Origin of the sequence: Pseudomonas sp. 5P_3.1_Bac2 (assembly GCF_025465995.1) — a bacterium.
GTDB lineage: Bacteria > Pseudomonadota > Gammaproteobacteria > Pseudomonadales > Pseudomonadaceae > Aquipseudomonas.
Window position 1 is genome coordinate 60,331 of record NZ_JANLNY010000024.1, and the last position, 21,690, is coordinate 82,020.

General features: G+C 57.5%; 17 protein-coding genes, 2 pseudogenes and 1 CRISPR repeat array. Of the genes and pseudogenes, 7 read left to right on the forward strand and 12 right to left on the reverse strand.

The window, feature by feature from the left end; all coding sequences use genetic code 11:
• The first annotated feature begins 99 nt into the window (after positions 1 to 99).
• The 4 genes and pseudogenes from NTD81_RS15925 to NTD81_RS15940 form a co-directional block, all read left to right on the forward strand.
• On the forward strand, positions 100 to 1,761 hold the full coding sequence (locus tag NTD81_RS15925) for a phospholipase effector Tle1 domain-containing protein (RefSeq protein WP_262183633.1): 1,662 nt from the start codon (positions 100 to 102) through the stop codon (positions 1,759 to 1,761).
• A 367-nt stretch (positions 1,762 to 2,128) separates the two neighbouring features.
• On the forward strand, positions 2,129 to 2,386 hold the full coding sequence (locus tag NTD81_RS15930) for a hypothetical protein (RefSeq protein ID WP_262183634.1): 258 nt from the start codon (positions 2,129 to 2,131) through the stop codon (positions 2,384 to 2,386).
• Complete coding sequence (locus NTD81_RS15935) at positions 2,377 to 3,132, forward strand: hypothetical protein (protein WP_262183635.1); 756 nt, start codon at positions 2,377 to 2,379, stop codon at positions 3,130 to 3,132. Before NTD81_RS15930 ends, NTD81_RS15935 begins: the two co-directional genes overlap by 10 nt.
• Before the next feature lie 242 nt (positions 3,133 to 3,374).
• A pseudogene (locus tag NTD81_RS15940) lies at positions 3,375 to 3,662 on the forward strand (contractile injection system protein, VgrG/Pvc8 family); the annotation flags it as partial.
• A gap of 109 nt (positions 3,663 to 3,771) precedes the next feature.
• On the opposite strand, the gene NTD81_RS15945 reads toward NTD81_RS15940, so the two are convergent.
• The 5 genes and pseudogenes from NTD81_RS15945 to NTD81_RS15960 form a co-directional block, all read right to left on the reverse strand.
• Complete coding sequence (locus NTD81_RS15945) at positions 3,772 to 4,665, reverse strand: arylamine N-acetyltransferase family protein (RefSeq protein WP_262183636.1); 894 nt, start codon at positions 4,663 to 4,665, stop codon at positions 3,772 to 3,774.
• A 364-nt stretch (positions 4,666 to 5,029) separates the two neighbouring features.
• A complete protein-coding gene (locus NTD81_RS21460) occupies positions 5,030 to 5,749 on the reverse strand; it encodes a methyl-accepting chemotaxis protein (protein ID WP_410017170.1) in 720 nt (239 codons plus the stop codon).
• Positions 5,750 to 5,911: 162 nt separating this feature from the next.
• Positions 5,912 to 6,619 (reverse strand): annotated as a pseudogene (locus tag NTD81_RS21465) (PAS domain-containing protein); the annotation flags it as partial.
• Positions 6,619 to 8,865, reverse strand: coding sequence for a putative bifunctional diguanylate cyclase/phosphodiesterase (locus NTD81_RS15955; RefSeq protein WP_262183638.1), 2,247 nt, complete (start codon positions 8,863 to 8,865; stop codon positions 6,619 to 6,621). The gene NTD81_RS15955 and the pseudogene NTD81_RS21465, both read right to left, overlap by 1 nt.
• Before the next feature lie 159 nt (positions 8,866 to 9,024).
• Positions 9,025 to 9,336 (reverse strand): hypothetical protein, encoded by a 312-nt coding sequence (locus NTD81_RS15960; protein WP_262183639.1) that lies wholly within the window; start codon positions 9,334 to 9,336, stop codon positions 9,025 to 9,027.
• A gap of 364 nt (positions 9,337 to 9,700) precedes the next feature.
• On the opposite strand from NTD81_RS15960, the gene NTD81_RS15965 reads away from it, so the two are divergent.
• Positions 9,701 to 10,450, forward strand: a complete 750-nt coding sequence (locus tag NTD81_RS15965) for a substrate-binding periplasmic protein (protein WP_262183640.1) — start codon at positions 9,701 to 9,703, stop codon at positions 10,448 to 10,450.
• On the opposite strand, the gene NTD81_RS15970 is transcribed toward NTD81_RS15965, so the two are convergent.
• From NTD81_RS15970 to prlC, 3 genes are all read right to left on the reverse strand, one after another.
• Positions 10,431 to 11,219 carry a DUF1835 domain-containing protein gene (locus NTD81_RS15970; protein ID WP_262183641.1) on the reverse strand — a complete coding sequence of 263 codons (789 nt, stop codon included), beginning with the start codon at positions 11,217 to 11,219 and terminating at the stop codon, positions 10,431 to 10,433. The two genes, NTD81_RS15965 and NTD81_RS15970, sit on opposite strands and share 20 nt — an antisense overlap.
• Positions 11,220 to 11,291: 72 nt before the next feature.
• Positions 11,292 to 11,558 carry a YheV family putative zinc ribbon protein gene (locus NTD81_RS15975; RefSeq protein ID WP_262183642.1) on the reverse strand — a complete coding sequence of 89 codons (267 nt, stop codon included), beginning with the start codon at positions 11,556 to 11,558 and terminating at the stop codon, positions 11,292 to 11,294.
• A complete protein-coding gene (gene prlC, locus NTD81_RS15980; protein ID WP_262183643.1) occupies positions 11,555 to 13,603 on the reverse strand; it encodes an oligopeptidase A in 2,049 nt (682 codons plus the stop codon). Before prlC ends, NTD81_RS15975 begins: the two co-directional genes overlap by 4 nt.
• 431 nt (positions 13,604 to 14,034) lie before the next feature.
• Here prlC and NTD81_RS15985 point away from each other — a divergent pair, with 431 nt between their 5' ends.
• Together NTD81_RS15985 and NTD81_RS15990 are read left to right on the forward strand one after the other, a co-directional pair.
• Positions 14,035 to 14,577: a gamma carbonic anhydrase family protein gene (locus NTD81_RS15985; protein ID WP_262183644.1), complete on the forward strand. Its 543-nt coding sequence runs from the start codon at positions 14,035 to 14,037 to the stop codon at positions 14,575 to 14,577.
• 11 nt (positions 14,578 to 14,588) lie between these two features.
• Positions 14,589 to 15,242 carry an HAD family hydrolase gene (locus NTD81_RS15990; protein ID WP_262183697.1) on the forward strand — a complete coding sequence of 218 codons (654 nt, stop codon included), beginning with the start codon at positions 14,589 to 14,591 and terminating at the stop codon, positions 15,240 to 15,242.
• A 305-nt stretch (positions 15,243 to 15,547) separates the two neighbouring features.
• A CRISPR array of direct repeats spans positions 15,548 to 17,555; the repeat unit is 28 nt; unit sequence TTTCTGAGCTGCCTATGCGGCAGTGAAG.
• 128 nt (positions 17,556 to 17,683) lie between these two features.
• Here NTD81_RS15990 and cas6f read toward each other — a convergent pair.
• Genes cas6f through csy1 form a run of 4 tightly spaced genes read right to left on the reverse strand, consistent with a single transcriptional unit; the run spans position 17,684 to position 21,646 of the window.
• On the reverse strand, positions 17,684 to 18,247 hold the full coding sequence (gene cas6f, locus NTD81_RS15995; RefSeq protein ID WP_262183645.1) for a type I-F CRISPR-associated endoribonuclease Cas6/Csy4: 564 nt from the start codon (positions 18,245 to 18,247) through the stop codon (positions 17,684 to 17,686).
• A gap of 3 nt (positions 18,248 to 18,250) precedes the next feature.
• The gene (gene csy3 / locus NTD81_RS16000; RefSeq protein ID WP_262183646.1) at positions 18,251 to 19,291 is read right to left on the reverse strand and encodes a type I-F CRISPR-associated protein Csy3; all 1,041 of its coding nucleotides are present in this window, start codon (positions 19,289 to 19,291) and stop codon (positions 18,251 to 18,253) included.
• A gap of 23 nt (positions 19,292 to 19,314) precedes the next feature.
• Complete coding sequence (gene csy2, locus NTD81_RS16005) at positions 19,315 to 20,289, reverse strand: type I-F CRISPR-associated protein Csy2 (protein ID WP_262183647.1); 975 nt, start codon at positions 20,287 to 20,289, stop codon at positions 19,315 to 19,317.
• Positions 20,282 to 21,646: a type I-F CRISPR-associated protein Csy1 gene (csy1, locus tag NTD81_RS16010; RefSeq protein WP_262183648.1), complete on the reverse strand. Its 1,365-nt coding sequence runs from the start codon at positions 21,644 to 21,646 to the stop codon at positions 20,282 to 20,284. The genes csy2 and csy1 overlap by 8 nt, the downstream gene beginning before the upstream one ends.
• Between the last annotated feature and the right edge of the window lie 44 nt (positions 21,647 to 21,690).

The window sequence follows — 21,690 nt, forward strand, 5'->3', positions numbered from 1 at the left end:
AGCCGTCCATCATCAACCAGCCCGTATATCAGTCCGTGCGCTCATACCTTGAGAGTTGGCTTTTTTTTCGATGGCTTTGGGCGGCATCGAATCAAGGACATGCAAACTGGACGTGTCAGCAATGTCGCTAAGCTGTTCCTGGCTCATTCAGAATATGCTGAAGACGACAAGCTTTTTAGCTATCGAAAGTTCTATTCCTCTGGTTTGGGTGAGGACTTCTCTGCCGATTTAAACGTTGCAGCCACAAGTGGTATGGCCAGTTTTGGCCATACGGCCAGCGAGGTACCAAGTGCATCAATTAAGGATCAGGTGATTGAAGCGGCCAAGGATGCCCTTGACGCCAAACGCAGTTGGTTGGAGCGAATGACTCACGACCTTAAGGCGTTAGTGCAAAACCCGCTAAAGCTGATCGGCACTCTTAAAAGTGCAGCTATTGATGCCACCGTTGAGGTAGTGGCTCCAGTGCGTGATAACCAATTTTTCGCTGAACTATTAAAGACTGGGGCAGAAACGCGGATTCAAGGTGCTATCGATTTTCTAAATGGGGAACTTAACGAAATCGCGCTTCTTAACAATCAAGCCCCTCTCAAGCATATCGAGTTAACGGTATATGGCTTTGACTATGGCGCTACCCTGGCCCGTGCGTTTTTGCATGAGCTGTTAAGCCGCGAGCCGCAACCTACCGAGGGCGGTTATCGCTACCAAGGTAAAGAGCTCAGCATTATGTTCGCCGGATTATTCGATGGTGTTGATCGCAGCCACGTCGATTTGCCTTATATGCCCCTGCCGCTGCGCACGGTATTGGACGATGGCGGCCCTTTACCTAAGGGCGTCAAGCAGGCCTTACACCTAGTCGCCGGCCATGAACGGCGCTTTTATCGGCGTGCCCGTTTGCTCGGAAGCAGCCAAAGCAACTGGCGTGAAAAGTGGCTACCTGGGGTCAGTGAGGATATAGGCGGCAGCCTATTGCCCGGCGAGCAGAAGTCCAGTGCCGAGCTAGCTTTGGTGAGCCTTCACGAGATGCATAGCGCGGCTCGACGTGCGGGGGCGCCGTTTATGACATTGGATCAGCTGTACGAGAAAGACCCCTATATTGCGGAGCTATTTATCTTCAATGACCACGTTGAACAGGCTACGGCCAAAGGACTTAGCCGCCACTATGAGCGCGAAGCGCAAGCCAGCATTGCTGAGCTTAAGGGGTTTAAGCCGGTGTATGGCGGTGCGGCCATGACTCGTGAGCAACAGCTATTTGCCGCTCATATGCGGGTGTATATCCGCTGGCTGGCCACGTTCTGGCAGCCTTATGAGGCGCGCATCAAACAACTGGGGGAAGATGAAGACCGCCTGCGCGCCAGCACCTACGCCACGATGACGGGCATGCTTAGCCTTCCCAGCCGAGGTACAGCCCAACAGCAGGCCACCGAGCAGCACTTGCAAGCGCTTAGCCAAGAGAGAGAGCAACTGCGTGCCGAGCTAGGCTGGTTAGAAGCCGTCAATGAAGAAGCCACCGCGATGCGCGCCGCCCTCAAAAATCCGGCCTTGGGCTGGCGTGCCGCCGGCACCAGAGAGCAGGCTGATTTGTGGGTGGTATTGCTCTCAGCCTGGTTCGACCCGCAGCCCAAAGCGCTCAGTGAACCGGTTCATCGGTTTTTCGGCCACTTTGTCCACGACCGCCTCGTAGCCGGAGTTATTCAGCGCTCAGCCACCCAGTTTGGCGGCAAAGATTACTTCGGGATTCGAGGCTTTGATGTGGCCAGTTAAAAGAGTACTGACCCCGCCTAATTAGTGGTGTGTGTCGTAGCGAGATGAGACTTGAAAGGTGGTGTGCGGGCGTTAGTTAGAAAATTGGATACCCACTAATGCTTTTTGAAGTCGCTCTGGCAAACAGGGCGATACTACCTTTAGATTGACCTGAATGAGATCCTATGGCCGCCAAGAGCGTTTACTTCGGCATATGCTCGGCGGATTGGTCAAAGAGTCATACAGAGTCGATCACCAAGTTTTGCAAAATCATCTTCCTCATTAGTTTTAAGGCCTATCGGCTTAGCGAACTGAACTTCTATCGCGGGGATCAGGACAACATCTACCTGGTGATTTTTTATTAGGGGAAAGTCTGCTGGCTGATGACATGATCCACTATAAAGGTGAAAAAGTTTGGGGTAGTTTTTTGGTGTTGGCAGGAGTAAAGAAAAGGGGGGATAGACCGGTAAGAATTTTTGATGCGCATATTGGCACTCTTATTGATCCTGAAGTGGCTAATTATCACAGTGTTTACCACGAGTCCGAAGGCGAACAATTTGATGGAGTTCGCGGCGAACTGAGCTACTCCCCTATGGAAGGACTGACACTGCCCCCAATTGAAGTTAAGGAAGTGATATGGCTGTAAGTGATCTGATCCAGCAGGCCCGAGCGCGCTTTGGAAGTTCGCCCAGCGTAGTATTACGTGCTGATCAGTCAACCGGGGAAAAAACTTGGGAAATGTTCGTGATCGATGAACATACAGAACATTATTTATCGATAAAGGTTAGAGGGGACTCAGATCGAGGAATGGCTACCGGGATACTAGCCTTCATCGGAGGGTTTGGCATATGTATGGCCTTATTTTTTGCTATGCAAGGAAAATGGCAGGGGGTATTTAACTTTTTACTTCTGTGTACCCCTTTAATTCTCGGGCCTTTCCTTTGGGAGACGCGCCGCCCACTTCCTTTGCCCATTTTGTTTAATCGTCGTACCCGTGAGGTCTATTTCGACCATAACGGCGAGCTGTACCACACCCCTTGGGATGGTGCAGAAGCAGTTGCTGGTGAATTTATGCTGGTTGGGTCGCATACAGACGGTATGCACAATGCCTCGCTTGAGTTGTTGGTGCGTCGCTTGGGCGAACCGGATAATGCTCTATTGGTTTCGCTGGGTTTGCCTATGGGTAAAACACTTCAGATGCAAAAAGGCTTTTGGGAATGGTTGCGCGCTTATATGGATAACGGCCCTTGGTTTGACGAAAACGGTCAGCGCAGTGAGTCTGATGCTTACGTTAAAAGTATGCTGGCAGCTAATGTAGAACCGACAGGGTTTCTTTCTATCGTAAAAGTATTGCCGAGAAGAAGGCCGCTGCCGGTGGCAGTAACTACCTGACAGCCACAGACACAATTCTTTTCTTAGGCCATCTGTTTTTCTATCCAATGAATTGGATACAGAAATTTACCTATAACGTAGCCAAACGCCGCTCCCGTAATCGCTGGCCACAGATCGTAATGGAACGCCTGGAAGATGGCGGCCCAAAGACTCGCCTGATTGATTTGGAGCGCGAGCGCGGGCTAGATGTTTAGGTCTGCGGCGCTAGGCCACTTCGGATCATAAAGTCATCATTGCGTGTGATCCACCGTTCCGCCAACCAAAGACATTTCAATCTGAGCATTGATGGCGTCAGCCACGACCTGCAAGTGCTTGCCTTTACAGGGCGCGAGTCGATCAGTCAGGTCTATGAGTTTGTGCTGGAACTGGTCAGCGAGCGGCCGGATCTCGACCTGCAAAGCCTGCTGCACAAAACTGCCTTTCTGGCCTTTAACCCAAACAACCTCGGCATCCATGGCCTGATCGAGAGCGCTCGTCGTGGTCAGTCGGGCAAGCGTTTAACCCGCTACCAAGAGATTCTACGTCCGAAATAATGGCTGTCATTTCGGTTGCAATGTTGCTCTTGGTTTGGCTGCGCTGAGTTAGTTGTGCATCAGCCTACATTCGTTGAGCTGGGCTGGATTACGCCAGCGTTGCTGGTTAATCCTCGCTACGGGCTGTAGCTGTCACTTGCTTAGTCTTCCCCACTAAAACCTCGTAATCCACCCGTCCCCGCACAATCTTCAGCCTCTGCTCAAAGAACCTTGCAAAGTCCTCAACCGTCTCCAGCACCCGCTGAGTCGTCCCCTCACGGTTGTGAATCTTTACCGTGTTATCCATCAAGTTAATGCGCGCATCTGGCGTGGCGATGGCCATGATCAGGTGTTGGGTGAAGAGTGACTCGGGGGATGTGGAGATATACCAGTTGGCAACTTTTACATCGTTGGCGGCTACGGGTTGTGTGGGGTTAAAGGCGTAGAGGTTGATCCATTCCTCCAGCACGTAGGCTTGCAGCATGTAGTGCATGCCGGTCAGGGTTTGCGGGGCCAGGCCGCTTTCGTTGACGGGGATAAAACGGTAGGGCTCGTGGGGTGTTTGCTGGGTTTGGCCGATACGGTTTAGCGACAGCGGGGCGGTTGGGCTCATGCCGCCGAAGTTGGGGTCGTACAGGTAGTCTTCACCGTCTACCTGCACAATGGTGACGAGGTGGGATTGCGCCGGGGTTTCACTGGGCGTGGCCATAAAGTACACGCGGCCCAAGCGGTTGACCGCGTGGTAGCCCAGCTCAGTTAACGCCTGTTGGATCAGCAGGCTTTGCTCAAAACAGTAGCCTTCGCGGTTTTGTACCAGCAGTTTGTGTTGCAGATATTCCAGATCCAGTGGCACCGCTTGGCCGAGAAAGGACGCGGTATTGCCGAAGGGGATATGGGTGGCATGCAGAAATTGCAGTTTTTGCAGGTTGGCCAACGTAGGGGCGCAGTCGCCAATGAAGTTGATGCGCTTCAGATACAGCGCCGCTAAGGACGGAGCAGAATCCGTATCGGGGGTGATCATGGTTTGCGCTCCGTGATGTTGACCAAAGTGTGACATCTGCGCAGCCATCGTTGGCTGTGGGCAGATGATCTGAGGCTAAGGTAGGTGGTCGTGGCTGTGATGCCAAGAGTGGCAGTCTGTTGGCACATTGGCAGGTCCAGCCCATTCATCGTTGTGTGAGGCGATGCAAGCGCCTTTGCGGCGATTGCAGCCTACGGACTGGATCAGCGCAATATTCGCCGTCGGTGTGTAGCCTGGATTAGCCGCGCAGCGGTGTAATCCGCAGTACGCAGAAACCTGTGGACGTATTAGCGGGAGCAGGGTGTGTGCTGGTGCAAGCGCCTGTGCGGCGCTTGCAGCCTACGTGAAGGCCTATGCCGTGGGTTTATCTGCGAACTTTCTGGTTGCGAAACTGCTCGACCAACAACTGCAAACGCTCCGCCAGGCCGGCCAGGTGTTGCGCGCTGCTGCGGCTTTGCTGGCTGGCGGTGACGCTGTTGAGATTGGCTTGGCGGATGGCGTTGAGGTTGTTTTGGATATCGTCGCCCACCGCGCTTTGTTGCTCCACGGCGGCAGCGATCTGCAGGCTCATATCGCTGATCTGGCTGACCCGCTGATTAATCCCCGCCAAGGCTTCGGCTGCTTGCAGCGCTTGTGTGACGCTGGCGTCGGCCTGCGCCTGGCTGCGCTGCATAGTCGCCACCGCGGCGCCGGTGCCTTGCTGCAGGGCGTTGATGATGTGGTGGATCTTGGCCGTGGATTGCTGAGTGCGTTGCGCCAAGCCCCGCACTGCATCGGCGACCACGGCAAAGCCGCGGCCGGCTTCACCGGCTCGGGCGGCTTCGATAGCAGCATTCAGGGCGAGCAGATTGGTTTGCTCGGCGATGCCCTGGATCACTTCCAGCACCTGATAAATATCCTGGCTGTGCAGGTCGAGTTGGTGGATGGCTTCGTGGCTGCGCTGCACCTCGGCGGCCAGCGCGGCGATCAGCTGGCGGCTCTGCTCGACCAGGTGCAAGCCATGGCCGGTTTCATCATCCGCTGCACGGGCGGCGCTGGCGCTTTGTTGGGCGTGGCGCGCCACTTCCTGCACGCTGCTGGCCATCTGGCCGATCGCACTGGCCACTTGCTCGGTTTGGCTTTGCTGCTGCACGCTGGCCTGGCTGCTGCAATCCACCGCCGCCGCTAATTCGCTGGCTTCTTGCCGGAGTTCGCGGGCCGATTCGGCCAGGCGGCCAATTACCGCGCCGGCTTCGGTTTGCAGGCTCTGCAGGGCAAAGGCGATTTGCCCCAGCTCATCGCGGCGCCCGCTATACACCCATTGGCTCAGCGGGTTGTGGGCGATCAGCCGGGCTTGCTCGGCCAACTGTTGCAGCGGTTGCAGCATCCGTGTGCTGATCAGGCTGAGCAATGCGCTAAGGCCCAAAGCGCCGCCTAGGGCAGTGAGCCACGGGAGGCCGCCACTGGCGCCCAGAAGCAAGGCCAACAGCCACACCGGGGTGCACAACAGCAGACTGAGACGGCTGCTGAGGCTGAGTGCGGGCGGGCGCAGTTGCTTGCTGTGGCGGCCACTTTGCATCTGCTGATAGAGCCACTGTGCGCGCTCGATACGTTCTTTGCTGGTGGCGGTGCGCACCGATTGGTACTCCACCACCTGACCGTTATGCACCACCGGTGTGACGTAAGCGCTGATCCAATAATGGTCGCCATTTTTGCAGCGGTTCTTCACCAGGCCCATCCACGATTGGCCTTTTTTCAAGGTGCGCCACATGTGTTCAAACGCCGCTGACGGCATCTCCGGGTGACGCACGATGTTGTGGTTATGGCCGATCAGCTCCTCGGCGCTAAAGCCGCTGATGTCGATAAAGTCTTGGTTGATGTAACTGACGCTGCCTTTGCGATCCGTTGTGGAGAGGATGTTGGCGTGGGCCGCCACCGGTACTTCGCGTTGGCTCAGGGGCAGGTTTATTTTCATTATTCAGCCTCCGCCGTGACGCCAGCGCTGGCGGCTAAGTCGAGGTAGCCACCTGCGGCCAGACGGCTGAATTGCACTTGCAGTTCATGGGCCGCGCAGGGCCGGCTGAACCAATAACCCTGGGCCAGCTGGCAACCCTGGCCGCGCAAAAAGTCCAGATGCTCGGGGCTCTCGACGCCTTCGGCAATCACTTCCAGACCAAGGCTTTGACCCAAGCCGATAATGGCCCGGCTAATCACACTCAGTTCCGCGTCGCCGGGCACGCCGCCGATAAAGCTTTTATCCACCTTGAGAATATTCAGCGGGAAGCGCTTGAGATAACCCAGCGAGGAGTAGCCAGTACCGAAGTCATCCAGGGCCAGTTGCACGCCGAGGTTGGCCAGGGCGCGCAGGGTGATCAGCGTCGCGGTGCTGTCTTCCAGCAGCTGACTTTCGGTGATTTCCAGCACCAGGCTCGCTGGTGGCAGGCCGCTGTCGAGAAGGATTTCGGTCAGGCGCAAGACGAAGTCATCCTGGCGCAGCTGGCGGCTGGACAGGTTCACCGCACAGTGCAGATGGGGCTGGCCACTCAGTTGCCAGGCGCGAACCTGGCGGCAGGCCTGAGCCAGTACCCAATCGCCGACGCGGATGATCTCGCCGGACTCTTCCAGCGACGGGATAAAGTCCAGCGGCGGCACCAAGGTGTCGCCGCGTTGCCAACGCAACAACGCCTCAACCCCGACCAGGCGCGTGCTGCCCTGTTCCAAGCGGCAGATCGGTTGGTAATGCAGCACAAACTCGTTGCGCTCCAGGGCCTGACTCAGGGCGCTTTCCAGCTCCAGCTGGTAGTGCGCGCTGACCTGCAACTCGGCGCTAAAGCGGGCGAACTGTGCCTTGCCCGCCTGCTTGGCCTGATACAGGGCCAGGTCGGCGGCTTGCAGGGCATCCTGGCTGGCGTTGTGGGGTTGCAGTGCGGTGATACCGATGCTGGCGCTGACCACCAGCACCTGATCGGCGATATGCATGGGCGTGTGCATGCAGTCGAGCATGCGCTGGGCGACGATTTCAGCATCATCGGCGCAGGCCAGATCAGTCAGTAGCACGACAAACTCATCGCCACCAAAGCGGCACAGATGATCACCCGGGCGCAGGCAGTGCCTTAAGCGCCGGCTGACTTCCACCAGTACTTGATCACCGCAAGCATGGCCGAGGCTGTCGTTGATCAGCTTGAATCGGTCCAGGTCAACGAACAACAACGCCGCCTCGCGGGCGCCGGTCTTGCCCAGTTGTTGCAAGCACTGCTGCAGCAATTCATCCAAGCGCAGACGGTTGCCTAAACCCGTGAGGGGATCATGCCGCGCAGCGTGACGCAGTTGCTGCTCGACGGTTTTGCGGGCGCTGATATCGGTTTGCGAGCCGGTGATGCGGCGCTGGCCGCTGCTGTCGATTTCCGCCACGCCGCGGGCCTGCACCCAGAGGTAATCGCCATTGGCGCGGCGGATGCGGTATTCGTGATGTAGCAGCGCGTTGGCCCCACTGACATGGGCGTCGATGGCTTGGCGCAGGCCAGGCAAGTCGTCGGGATGGACACGGCTAAACCAACTCAAGCTGCCTTCGCCTAAGTTGTCGCGGCTTAGGTCGAGCATGCTCGCCCAACGCTCGGAGACATACAGGCGATCGTGCTCTATGTGCCAATCCCAGATGCCATCGTTGGCACCGCGCAGCGCCCGGGCAAAACGCGCTTCACTGTCTTCCAAGGCTTGGCGTTGCGCCGAGCTGTAAGTGTCGATGGCCAAGGTCATGTCGAAGAACACCACCTTAAGCAAGCTGGCAAACAGCGCCTGATGTTCATGCTGGGGGAACAAGGTGTGGAGCATTTCATCGAGGTAAATACGGTAGCCGGCCAGGTACCATTTCATCTCGATGCTGGCGCGCTGGTGGATCAGGCCAATGCGTACACGACTGGCCACATAGTCGTCGTCATAGGGGCCGTGCCACAGGCGCTGGTAGTAGTCCAATTGACTGTGGGCGAGACGGCTTAAGGTGGCAGGGTCACTGATCAGCGTCGCGGGGCCAGGGAAGCGGCGTAGGTGGTCGTAAAGCCGCTCAACAAATCGCTGTTGTGCGTCGTTCATCTGTTCGGCTACCGCATTCAGACGTTGTGCGTCGCTGGGTTGCCAATCCAATAAAGCGGTTCTGCCCAGAATCTCGCTTTGGGTCAGCCCCATATGGCGCATCAAGTCTTCCAGTGCGTTACCAGAGTTCATGATAATTCCCGCCCTTTGTATTTTTTTGAGCACAAAAAAAGCGCCGCCCACCGCGCTTTATGAGCGTGGTGGTGCGGCGCTTCGTCTTGCAGGCCTTATATCCTGCCCGGCAAAGCCGGTTCCCGCCTTGGCGGACCCTAAGTGGTCGGTATTTCTACTCTATTCATCGCAGGCTGACAATTGTTTCAGCAGACCTTCTAAGCGTTTACGCAACTCGGCCAGATCTTTGGATCTAAAGGCATGGCGAGTGCGCGCTAAGATCTCCACGGCATCGAGCAGGGCCAGTTGCACATGGCCTTCAAGGCCGGCGGGAGGTTCTTTTAACCAGCGGCATAAGGGCGCGTTCGAGCAGTCGCTGGCCTCATGAATCACCTCAGCGGATTGACTGTGGTCGACCAGCCAATGGGTGAGTTCGGTGGTCAAAACGGCGTCGGTGCAGATGATTCGCGGGATGGTTTGGGAGGTCGTCATAGTGATGGCACTTTAGTCCTATTCACGACCAAAAACATTGATCAACGGCAACTATTTTGGGCGTTTTAAGATGTCTATTTAGCCGCTGTAAGTGTTTTTTGACGTCAGCTTGCTGGCGTAAGCGACTGGTTTATAGCGCCTTGGACAAGCCCGATGGTTTTGCGCAAGTGCCACCATTGGGCCTTTGCCGGGTTTTTAGAGCGTTTGAGAAGTACATTAGAACGCTCTATTTCAAGACTTTTTCCGGGCTTTGCTGACAAATAAAAGGGTTTCCATGGCTTTAGTGCTGGCCTTAGACTCCGCCCCCCTTGTGGTTTTCTGTAGTGCCGTAACTGGCTGAGACTGTGCTGTGAAGTTTGCCCGAATGCTGCCTTTGCTAATGTTGAGCCTGCTGCTTGGCGCACCGGCGCAGGCGGAGTCTGTGCGCTTAGTGACTGGCAATGATTACGCGCCTTTTACCGGTAAAACCTTGCCGGCCTACGGCATGCTCAGCAAGTTGGTGCGCACTGCATTTGAGCGCAGTGGACTGTCCAGCACCCTGTATTGGCGACCATGGAATCGGGGTTATTTAAATACCCTGCGTACCGATTTTGACGCCACCTTCCCCTATATCCGCAGCCCTGAGCGCGAGCGCGATTTCCTCTTCTCTGAGCCTTTATATGTGGGCGAGCAATATATCTTCAGCCGCGCTGGGGAGCTGTTTTCGGCGCAGGACATCAGTGCCATGCAGGGCAAGCGGCTGTGCTATCCATTGGGTTGGCAGGCGCCCGCCGATGTGCAAGCGCTGGTGGACGAAGGCCAAGTGCAACGGCACTCACCGGCCAGCCTGAATGAATGCGCCCGCTTGCTGTTATTGGGCCGCGACGACTTCTTCCTGGCCGATCGTTATCTGGGCGAGAGTGCCTTAATGCTCAGTGGCGCAACGAGCAGTCACTTTGTCCGTTCCACTACGCCGATCAACCGCAGCACCATGCACCTGATCGTGTCGCGTAAACACCCGAAAGCGCAGTGGCTGATCGATCAATTTAATAAGGGTTTGGCCAGCATGCAGGCCAGCGGTGATTACCGTCTTTTGATTGATAACTACCTAGCGACTAAGTCACTGGCTGACTAAGACTGGGCAAGCGTACTTGTTGCTCGTTGTAGGCGCTGCTGGGCGGCAGGCGTAGCTCAAGCTGCCCCGCTTGGGCTAACTCACTGGCGCGCCAGTCGAGGAAGAAGTCAGTGGGGAAAAACCCGTCCTGCGCTGCCATGGCATCCGCCATTACCTGCCCCAGAGGTCGCCACTGTTGGCTGCAACTGCGCAGCATGGGTGCATCGACGAGGGCATGGCTGTGGGCCTGAAAGTGCCCGGCCAGCCAGGTGCGAATCGGTTGGTTAGCCTGTACGGCGTGTTGCCAATCCTCAGCCAACTGTTGACGACGCTCGGGGTCAAGCCGCGTGCGCTGGGTGTACAGCTCGACTAGCTCAGCAGGCGAGCGCAGCGATACCGCTTTGCGCGGTGGCCGCTGTGGATTAGCGCAGGCCACTTCCCACAACGACACGCGGCTGCCTTGCAGTGCATGGGCGACGCGGGCCAGCAGCAGTTGCTCGCTGCAACTGTCGCCGGTCCAGACCGTCACGTCCTGCCCGTCTTGACCAAGCTGACTGAGCCAGTTGGCGTCGGTGCTGAGATCAGCGGGTAAGTCCGGCATGGCTCGTGCGGCTTGCGGCCACACGGCTTGCCAGAATTGGGCGCGGGCTTGGCAGGGCGGACTGTCGATGTCCGCCAGCGGCCCTACCGCTAAATCATCACGCAGCACCCGCAGTTGTTGCGCGGCGGCCTCGCCGATGACGTGGGTGACCCCTGGTACGGCTAAGTCACCACAGACTAAATGCCACATAGACCCTCCTTGATCAGCGCTGTTACATGGCAGAGCATCGAGTGCAGCGGTGCATGCACCACTACGAAGTGTTTACTTCTTCAGCTTGGGATTGGGGAAAAACTGCACGGCCTGTACTTTTGGGTCCGGCGCCTTAGGTTTCAGCGCACTGATATTGACCCGGGTCGGCAGCTCACCGGGGATCGAGTTGCCGCGTTCATCCAAGGTGTCGGCATAGCCGCACGCCACGCATTCGCGGTGCGGCACGCCATCGACATTCCACATCTGGATCTTGTCGCTTTCGCTGCACGCCGGGCACACGGCACCGGCGATAAAACGCTTAGGGCTGACCTGGCTCATGCGGCCTCCGCACTGAGGCCCAAGTGGCGCAGCAGGGCGTCAATGCTCGGCTCACGACCACGGAAGTCGACAAACAGCACCATCGGCTCCTGCGAGCCGCCACGGGCCAGAATCGCCTCGCGGAAGGCGCGGCCGGTTTGCGGGTTAAGCACGCCTTCTTCCTCGAATTTGGAGAAGGCATCGGCCGACAAAACTTCCGCCCACTTATAGCTGTAGTAACCCGCAGCGTAACCGCCGGCAAAAATGTGCGCGAAGCTGTTCGGGAAGCGGTTGTAGGCTGGCGGTTGCATCACGCTGACTTCCTGGCGGATACCTGCCAGCACGTCGAGCACGCTGCGGCCGTCGCCGTGGGTGGCGTGCAGCTCGAAGTCGAACAGGCTGAACTCGATCTGGCGCACCATCATCAGGCCGGAGTGGAAGTTCTTCGCCGCGAGCATTTTATCCAGCAGGTCTTGTGGCAGCGCCGCGCCCGTTTCGTAGTGGCCGCTGATCAGGGCCAGGCCTTGCGGCTCCCAGCACCAGTTCTCCATAAACTGGCTTGGCAGCTCCACCGCATCCCACGCCACACCGTTGATGCCCGAGGCGCCGGCATGCTCAACGCGGGTCAGCAGGTGATGCAGGCCATGGCCGAATTCGTGGAACAACGTGGTGACTTCATCATGGGTCAGCAGCGCGGGCTTATCACCCACTGCCGGAGTGAAATTACACACCAGGTTGGCGACTGGCGTGATCAGTTTGCCCTGTACATCGCGGCGTTTATCACGGGCGCCATCCATCCACGCACCGCCACGTTTGTTGGCGCGGGCATACAGATCGAAGAAGAAACGCCCAACCGTCTGGCCGTTCTCGCTGATCTCAAACAGGCGCACGTCGGGGTGCCAGCCGTCGAACTCGTGCAGCTCCTGAATCTGGATGCCGTAGAGCTTCTCGACAATGGCGAACAGGCCGCCGAGCACCTTATCGATCGGGAAGTACGGACGCAGAATTTCCTGGGAGATGCTGTAGCGCTGCTCTTGCAGTTTTTCGCTGTAGTAGGTGGCGTCCCAGCTTTGCAGATCGGCGCAACCTTGGCTGGCGGCAAAGGCTTTGAGCTCTTGCAGATCCTGTTCGGCAAACGGCTTGCTGCGCACGGCCAGATCGCGCAGGAAGTGCAGGACCTGATCAGTGCTATCCGCCATCTTGCTGGCCAGGCTCAGCTCGGCGTAATTGGCAAAGCCCAGCAGCTTGGCCAGCTCTTGGCGCAGGGCGAGGATTTCCAGCATCACCGGGCCGTTATTGTTTTGCCCCGCTTTCGGACCTTGGTCGGAGGCGCGGGTGCTGTAAGCGCGATAGACCTCTTCGCGCAGGGCGCGGTCGTTGGCGTAGGTCATCACGGCGATATAGCTGGGGAACTCCAGGCTGATCAGCCAGCCATCCAGCCCCTTGGCTTGAGCAGCCTGTTTCATCTGCGCCTTCGCCGAGTCGGTGAGGCCATCCAGCGCCGCCTCGTCGGTGACCTGTTTGGTCCACGCTTGGGTGGCATCCAGCAGTTGGTTGGAGAACTTGCTGGACAGCTCCGAGAGCTTCATCTGGATCTCGCCGTAACGCTGTTGCTCGGCCTGCGGCAGATCAATACCGGACAGACGGAAGTCGCGCAGGGCGTGTTCGAGGATGGTCTTTTGCGCCACATCAAAAGCGGCCGCCGCCGGACTGTTGGCCAAGCCTTGATAAGCCTGGAACAGCGGCTGATTCTGGCCAATTTCGGTCCAGTAGGCCGACAGTTTGGGCAGGCACGCCTCGTAAGCGGCGCGCAGTTCAGCGTTGTTGCACACGGCGTTGAGGTGACTGATCGGGCTCCAGGCCTGGCCCAGGCGCGCGCCCAGCTCATCTAAGGCCAGCACTAAAGCGTCCCAGCTCGGGTTGGCGGCTTGCTGCTCCAGCAGCTTGGCCATGGCCGCGCGGTTGTCGGCGAGAATGGCATCGATGGCCGGCTCGACATGTTCCGGACGAATGGCCGAGTAGGGTGGCAGATCAAAGGCTTGTAGCAGCGGATTAGTAGCAGTCACGACCAGGCACCTGTAACGAGTAAGGAAGCTGCCCTGGCCCCAGGCGCACGTGCGGCTTGGGGGCGGGCGGAAAGGGTTAACTGCGCAGCCAGCCACGCAGGGATAACCCTCAACATGGGTGCCATCTTAATTACAATCAAGGTCTGGCGCAGCCTTAGGTTCTGCACGAAAAGCCTGCGGGCGACGATCAGACCGGGCAAAAACTGCTGAGTCAGCGCAGTTTGCGCGGGGCAATGAGGCCTCTGACGCGGTTTTTAACGAAGCAGCACCAAGCTCAAGCGTTTGTTGTCTCAGCCAGCATTGTTCGATCCAGCCCGCTAAACAGGCACAAAATGCTTAGGTACACAGCGTAAACTGCACGTTTTGCCCGCAGGCGCTTGGTCTTTGCCGCGCTCGGCGGGACTTGGTTCAGGTTTAAAGAGGTTTGCATCGTGGCCATTCGTACTTTCCAGCAACACACGCCCATCCTTGGCGAGCGCGTCTTTGTCGATGCCACTGCGGTGGTGTTGGGCGATGTAGAAATCGGCGCGGACAGCTCGGTGTGGCCGCTCACCGTGATCCGTGGCGACATGCACCGCATCCGTATCGGCGCGCGCAGCAGCATTCAGGATGGCAGTGTGCTGCATATCACCCACGCCGGACCGTTTAACCCCGATGGTTACCCCTTGTTGATCGGCGATGAAGTGACGGTGGGGCACAAAGTGCTGCTGCACGGCTGCACCTTGGGTAATCGGATTTTGGTCGGCATGGGCAGCATCGTCATGGACGGTGCCGTGGTGGAGGATGAAGTCATCATCGGCGCCGGCAGTCTGGTACCACCGGGCAAGCGGCTTGAAAGCGGTTTTTTATACGTCGGCAGCCCAGTCAAACAAGCGCGGCCATTAACCGAGAAAGAGCGCAACTTTTTCAGCTACAGCGCCGGCAACTATGTGCGCTTAAAAGACCAGCATCTGCAGGCAGGCTATGCCCAATGAGCCTGCGCGTATTGCCCTATCAATATGTGTTGTTTGACTTAGACGGCACCCTCACCGATCCCCGTGAGGGCATCACCCGTTCGGTGCAATACGCGCTGAATAAGCTGGGCATCGCCGCGCCGGATCTGCAAGCCCTGGAGCACTTTATCGGCCCGCCGCTGCTGCAATGCTTTATGCACAGCTATGACCTCGACGAAGCCACGGCTTGGCAGGCGGTGCAGTTTTATCGCGAGCGCTTTGCCGTCAGTGGCCTGTATGAAAACCAGCTGTTTGCCGGCATCCATGAACTGCTGCAATTGCTCACCGAGCAGCAGCGCACGCTGTATATCGCCACCAGCAAACCGAAGGTGTTCGCCGAACAAATCGCTGCGCACTTCGATTTCGCCCGTTACTTCAAAGTGATCTACGGCAGCGAGCTGGACGGTACGCGCACTAACAAAGTCGAGCTGCTTGCCCATCTGCTGACGCAGGAACAACTGCCAGCCGAACAATGCCTGATGATCGGCGACCGTAAACACGACCTCCTCGGCGCCCACGCCAACGGCCTGCACAGCGCTGCTGTGGGCTACGGCTTTGGCAGCGAGGAAGAACTGAGCAGCCATAATCCCGCCTATCACTTTGCGACCTTGGCGCAACTGCATCAGCACTTTGCCTTGGGGCGTTAGCAGGTCGGCGCACCGTACGGCTTAGCCGCGAATTTAGCGTTAGGCGCAACCCGTATTTTCGCGGACGCGAAAATACCAACACGGTTTTCTTAGGCTGCCGAGCAGGCAGCTCAGAAAACCTGATGAGGAGTACAGGCCTGCGCGGAAGCTCACTGCCGCATAGGCAGCTCAGAAATCACCGTGCTGCCCACAGCGGTATAACGCTGATTTCATGGCCTTACAGGAGGCGCGTTATACCTTGAAGGAACAACGCCAAAGCACCTAAAAACGTAGTTGTACGGTGAGTCGTTGCTTGGAGTCTGTATTTTTTGAGCTGCCTATACGGCAGTGAAGGGCTATTGCCGGATCGCTCCGCGAGGTTCCCATTTCTGAGCTGCCTATACGGCAGTGAAGCAAGTTGCGCGTGAAGTCCATGCCCAGCGCATTTTCTGAGCTGCCTATGCGGCAGTGAAGCTCTAGGCTGGACCGTGACAGCCACCGGCTATTTTCTGAGCTGCCTATGTGGCAGTGAAGGGCATGAGCAAATTCGCCGACTTTATTCGTCATTTCTGAGCTGCCTATACGGCAGTGAAGGGCAGGCCGTATAGCACGGGTTATACCTCCATTTTCTGAGCTGCCTATACGGCAGTGAAGAAAGTGTCGGTGCGTGCGTGGCAATACTGGGATTTCTGAGCTGCCTATACGGCAGTGAAGGATCCAGAGCGCTGAAAAAATCCGGGTTAAGCTTTCTGAGCTGCCTATACGGCAGTGAAGGCCCGCGTGGTTTACGGCTCGTCTGCTGATAATTTCTGAGCTGCCTATACGGCAGTGAAGGTAACAACATCAGACATTTGATTACGCTACTGTTTCTGAGCTGCCTATACGGCAGTGAAGCGGAGGCCGGCCAAGTGTTCCGCTTGGTGTCGTTTTTGAGCTGCCTATACGGCAGTGAAGGCTAGGCATTCAAGGGCGAACTGCACGGGGTATTTCTGAGCTGCCTATACGGCAGTGAAGATGTTGTGTGCGACGCGGGCCGGACTTGACCATTTCTGAGCTGCCTATGCGGCAGTGAAGTGGCGACTTCATTAGTCCGCGCTCTGGCCGCTTTTCTGAGCTGCCTATGCGGCAGTGAAGGGCGCTTTGCACAGTGAGCCGGTCAGCTACCGTTTCTGAGCTGCCTATGCGGCAGTGAAGCTGATGCCGAGTCTATCAACGCCTGCCTTGTCTTTCTGAGCTGCCTATGCGGCAGTGAAGGCTGGCTGATGAGAATGACGGCCGCGTGGTGCTTTCTGAGCTGCCTATGCGGCAGTGAAGCTGTGCTGATTGACTTGATCAATACGGGGGAATTTCTGAGCTGCCTATGCGGCAGTGAAGTAGTTGCCGGCGAGCAGATTTGACCTCATTGATTTCTGAGCTGCCTATGCGGCAGTGAAGGCCGAGAAGCAATTCGCCGCGTCGCTGCCGAGTTTCTGAGCTGCCTATGCGGCAGTGAAGATAGGACTCGCGCGTCTCGCTTCAGCCGATAATTTCTGAGCTGCCTATGCGGCAGTGAAGCGTGCTCTTCTAGTGACGGCGTTTTTTGTTCATTTCTGAGCTGCCTATGCGGCAGTGAAGGCGCGTCACGTTATCGCGTCATGCCTTGTTGATTTCTGAGCTGCCTATGCGGCAGTGAAGGAAGCACGCGAAACTGGCCGCCGCAGCCCGCATTTCTGAGCTGCCTATGCGGCAGTGAAGAGAAACGTTAAGCCCTGCCACTTGCTGATCACTTTCTGAGCTGCCTATGCGGCAGTGAAGCCGTAACTCCAGCGACTGCAAGCGTTGCCGAATTTCTGAGCTGCCTATGCGGCAGTGAAGCAGACGCCCCGGAAGTTGAAGCTTTCGCAGATTTTCTGAGCTGCCTATGCGGCAGTGAAGCCCAAGGCGATTCAGTGGGAGCTGATCACCGTTTTCTGAGCTGCCTATGCGGCAGTGAAGCCAGCAGATTAACGACTGAGCCAACGCCGGCTTTTCTGAGCTGCCTATGCGGCAGTGAAGCCTTAAGCCTGTTTAGCCGCAGCAGGCGCGGCTTTCTGAGCTGCCTATGCGGCAGTGAAGAAACACTGCCTGATGGTGCAATTCACTGCGCCTTTCTGAGCTGCCTATGCGGCAGTGAAGCAGTTTGTACTCGACGGTCGCGCAAGTGCTGATTTCTGAGCTGCCTATGCGGCAGTGAAGGGTAGCAATGCGCTCACCGCCGCCTTCATCCATTTCTGAGCTGCCTATGCGGCAGTGAAGGCACGGGTGCAATCGCAGGTGTGGCGGCGGCTTTTCTGAGCTGCCTATGCGGCAGTGAAGTAGAGGTTAAACCGCCACGCCCCCTATGGAGCAAGGGTTATGGCGGTATTGAGGTTGAAAACCCTTATTTTTGGATTAAATCTAAGTTGTTGATTTTTAAAGAGCTTAAATTTTTTGCGAAAAAAGGGTCAGAACCAGGGCACGGTGGCGGTACTGCTCAGACCGTATTGGTTGAAGGCTCCGGGTTGTGGGCTGTTAAGCAGTGGTCCGTGGCGGATAAACAGGTGGAAGGGTTGCCCGCTGCTGTTGCTGCGGGTGATGACGTAGGGCAGATCGCTGCGTTTGGCGGCACTGTCCGGGATGCGGGCTTTGGCTTCTGCTTCGCTGATGCCGTGACGTTTGATCAGACGCCGCCGCGCTCGCTCCGGATTGCTGTCCACTTGAACGCGGCTGACCGCGCGATGCTTGGCCGTGGCCGGAACAGCGCTGACTGCGCTGATCTGCACATGGTCGCGCATGCCGGTTAGCCAGTTGAGCGTCAACAGGTGCTGCAATGCATCTGCCGGGCCATGTACGCGCAGGCAGTCGCCCAGCCCGTGAGCGCCGGATTTCACTGTCGGGAAGCTGATACCCACGTCATTACGGCGCAGATCGCTCAGACCTCGGTGCAGTTTGCTGAACAGGGCGCTCATCAACTGCGCTTGGGCAAACTCCGGGTCGGGCAGCAGTTTTAAGTCAAGGTAATGGTCCATGGCTTAGCCCTTATCGGAGTCACCGAATACACCGCCGCGAATCAACGTGGCGATCACAAAGTGCTGTTGCTCAGGCTCTGGGGCTTTGTCTTTGAGTACCCAGTTATCCAGCAGGGTGTAGAAGTCCATCTTCTGCTTGGGCTGGCGATAGGCTTTGCCCTGGGTGGTGACAGAACCGTAGGGTTCGACGGCGATGGGCCCGTTAATGTCGGCGCCTTCATACCAGGTGTCGATGCTGCGCAGGGCGTTACCGATTTTTTGCGAATGGATACCGGCTACACCATTAACGTCATACAGGGTTTTGCTCTTGTCACCGCGACCCCGTTCAAGGATCAGTTCTTGCGACGGGAAGACTTCCTGCCCTGCACCCAAACGCACAAAGGCAGTGATCTGCAGCAGCACGTGTTGTGTGCCGGCCAGACCATCTGCGATCAAGGCGGCAAGTTGTTCTAGATTGCTGGCTTGAGTGGCCTCAGCAGGCTGGTCAAAACCGCGCAGAGAAAGGGCGAAGGCATCAAAGCGCCAGGTGTTTTGCGCCTTGCCATCAACCAGATGGGCTACGCGCACTTCCACCTGCTCGGCACCAATACGGTTACGCCACAGGAAACGACCATTGGCCAGGTTGTGCGCATAACGGCGGGCCAGCTCGGTAAAACCGCTGGCATCGACATAGCCTTTTACCGTGTCCAGCAGCTTTTGCCGGTAGGACGCTTCGTTGCAGGCTGATGGTTGGCCGGTGCCGGCCAGTACACGCAGGGTGAATTGGCTTTTTAGGGTGTCGGCGTCAGCGGGGAGGGCGGCGACATCCACGGTTTGCAGGTTGGGGTTTTCGATGGCCGCGTCGAGTTTGGCTGGGTCCTGATCTTTGGTTTTCAGGCGGTTGGAGATGGTGCCGCGCACGGATTTTTCCCGCACTTTGATGGGCGCCCAATCGGCCGCGCTGTCACGTGTGCTCCAGTCACCGGCAAAGAATACGGCGTCGGATGGGTCCAGCTTGCGTTCAAAGGCCAGTACGGATGCGGTTTTCAGAGTGTCGTTGGTCATCTTTAGAATCCTTATAAGTGTGATTAGTCGAGTTCAAAAACCGGCATCGACCGGTAGTCGTTACGGCAGCGGTACAGGCCGTTTTCCGGCTGGCTGTCGGGATACCAGAGCAGGTGTTGCGGGTTGGATAGGCGATGCGGGCTCAGCCATTGGCCAATGCCGTAAAGGCTTTCAACGAAGCAGAAAGGTGTTTGCCGATCACGTACATTGGCCACGCTGCCAGGCTCTTGCACAGCACCAAGGGCGCCGTAGCCGACTGGGATGGGCACGACCCAGCCGAGGTCTTTACGGTCGTGCTGCCATTCACTTTTGCCGTCTGCGTCGGTTTGCCAGCGCCAGTTGATACGCGCCAGCGACAACCAAGCGTCCAGTTTGCTGGCGTTTGCTTGTGCCTCTTGCAGTTCGCTGTGGCGTTTTTCCAGTAGGTCTGGCCGTTCAACCAAGGTAAAGCCCGGTAGCAGGCGCAGCTTGAGCTGGCTAAAGAGCCTGTCGCGGGGCTCTTCCTCGGCGGGCAGCGCGACGATATAGGGCCGCCGCTTGGTTGCCGGTACGGTGGCTTCAATCACGCTGCCACCGGCGATGCGCATTTGGCTGAGCATGTCGCGCACCTGCTTGGCGGTATCAGCTGCTGTGGCATCGTCGTCTAGGGCTGGCCCTGCTACGGCAAAGACCAGGCTGATATCCAGATGGATGCGGCCTTCTTCGACAATCGCGGCGGTGCTGCCGTCTTTATCCACCGGGTTACGGGTCAGGCGGAACTCGTTGGTGAAGCCGCCATCGGTGATTTGCTCAGCGAAACCATGGGCCACCACGCCCACCGCGTTGAATTGCAACTCCAGCCCGGCGGACAGCGTTTTACGCTCCAGCGCCCACATCAGCCCAATAAAGGCGGTGATGGAGGGAAAGCCATGGGTCAGCGGGCTGGAAATGGCGTTGGCGTTTTGCACCCGCAGGCGCGGGATAACCAACAGGTACTCAACGTGCGGACACTTAGCCATTGAGCACCTCCGGCGTGATGCTGGCGGGGCCAGCGCGGCGGCGCTGCATGGGCGCGGGCCAGTCAACGTCAATCAAGGCCTGGCGTGCCCAGTGCGCATGCTCGGCGTCACCTACTGGCAGTTTGTGTTCAGCCAAAATAGCGTTAAGCCACAGGCCGAAGCGGTGAGCGACTTGGTCGGCCCAGTCCTTAAATTCATAGGCTGTTTTAAACGCTAAGTCTTCGTCTTCGTGCTCTGGACGCGTTGGCAAATCGGCTCGGTTTGGGTCGAGCCACAGTTGCTCAAAAAGAGGCAGACGGCAGTCCGCATCCCGTGTCCAGCCGGGCTCAAGTTGGGCATGGATGGAGGTACCGAAAGCGGCCAGTGATTCACCCAGCGCACGTTCGATGCGTTCACGCTTTTTGCGCGTGTCCATCGTAGGGTCTGGATTACTTTTCAGTAGCGTTAGTAACGCGTTAATCAGCTCCGGGACGCCTTCGTAGCGGGCAAAACGTGGCAGCGCTGACTCAATAAACAGGACGTGACGTGGGCGGTTTTGGTCCCAGGCCGGCGGTAACGATGCCAGCAGGTAATTCACCCCGCCACGCTCGCTATTGAGCTGGCTGATATTCTGCGGCTTGGTGCCGCCCAGCTTGCGTACCACCAGATTGCGGTAGTCGCTGTAGGGCGCATCATGGGCTTTGCCATCGCGCTTGGCCTGCCGGGCAAGCTTGTTGGTTTCGCCAAAGCGCGCGTCGTTGATGTCGTGATGCACCGCATGGGCGAGGCTGCTGGCAAACAACGGTTGCAGCAGGTGATAGCCTGCGTCGTCACTCGGTTTGCCGTTGATGTGCCAGTAGAGTTGTTTGGCCAGGCTGTGGGAGGCCAGTTTGTCTGCGGTACGAACCAGGCCTTTAAAGGCGTCGGCCCACTGTGTGGCGGTTGCCGGGTCGTTGTGCAAGGCTGCAAGCAGATCGCTGTCGCCAGCCTGCAGCCAGTCGAGCAAGCGTTTGCCTTCAACCTCAACCTTGAGAAACTTGTACACATCTAGGGCGGCGGCATTGCCGACAATATCGTCGGCATAGTCGGCACCCAGCAGGTGTGAGCCGATTTCACTGTGTTGGGTGAGGGCTTGCGGCTGAATATGCAGGCTGCTGCCTCGGGCATCCGGGTGGGTGGCCTTGAGTACGTGGGTTACGGCCTGGATTTGCGTGACACGTCGAGCCGCATCGGCGAGCCAGGTTGTGTAGTCATATTTGCCGGCAGCTTCCGCTGCGGCGTCGTCCTTCAAGCCTTTTAGCTTTGCCTCGCGCCTTTCCTCAATAAATCTGGAAATGGCGAAGCGGAATGCTGATTTGCGATCAGGTTCCTGCTGCATAGTGCCCTCCCATGGATTAACTCCTTACGATTGAGTTGGTCATC

Bases quoted from the DNA above. Each gene is read 5' to 3' on its own strand.
- NTD81_RS15925 (WP_262183633.1), top strand. From the start codon at position 100: ATGCAAACTGGACGTGTCAGCAATGTCGCTAAGCTGTTCCTGGCTCAT.
- NTD81_RS15930 (WP_262183634.1), top strand. From the start codon at position 2,129: ATGATCCACTATAAAGGTGAAAAAGTTTGGGGTAGTTTTTTGGTGTTG.
- NTD81_RS15935 (WP_262183635.1), top strand. From the start codon at position 2,377: ATGGCTGTAAGTGATCTGATCCAGCAGGCCCGAGCGCGCTTTGGAAGT.
- NTD81_RS15945 (WP_262183636.1), bottom strand. From the start codon at position 4,665: ATGATCACCCCCGATACGGATTCTGCTCCGTCCTTAGCGGCGCTGTAT.
- NTD81_RS21460 (WP_410017170.1), bottom strand. From the start codon at position 5,749: ATGGCCAGCAGCGTGCAGGAAGTGGCGCGCCACGCCCAACAAAGCGCC.
- NTD81_RS15955 (WP_262183638.1), bottom strand. From the start codon at position 8,865: ATGAACTCTGGTAACGCACTGGAAGACTTGATGCGCCATATGGGGCTG.
- NTD81_RS15960 (WP_262183639.1), bottom strand. From the start codon at position 9,336: ATGACGACCTCCCAAACCATCCCGCGAATCATCTGCACCGACGCCGTT.
- NTD81_RS15965 (WP_262183640.1), top strand. From the start codon at position 9,701: ATGCTGCCTTTGCTAATGTTGAGCCTGCTGCTTGGCGCACCGGCGCAG.
- NTD81_RS15970 (WP_262183641.1), bottom strand. From the start codon at position 11,219: ATGTGGCATTTAGTCTGTGGTGACTTAGCCGTACCAGGGGTCACCCAC.
- NTD81_RS15975 (WP_262183642.1), bottom strand. From the start codon at position 11,558: ATGAGCCAGGTCAGCCCTAAGCGTTTTATCGCCGGTGCCGTGTGCCCG.
- cas6f (WP_262183645.1), bottom strand. From the start codon at position 18,247: ATGGACCATTACCTTGACTTAAAACTGCTGCCCGACCCGGAGTTTGCC.
- csy3 (WP_262183646.1), bottom strand. From the start codon at position 19,291: ATGACCAACGACACTCTGAAAACCGCATCCGTACTGGCCTTTGAACGC.
- csy2 (WP_262183647.1), bottom strand. From the start codon at position 20,289: ATGGCTAAGTGTCCGCACGTTGAGTACCTGTTGGTTATCCCGCGCCTG.
- csy1 (WP_262183648.1), bottom strand. From the start codon at position 21,646: ATGCAGCAGGAACCTGATCGCAAATCAGCATTCCGCTTCGCCATTTCC.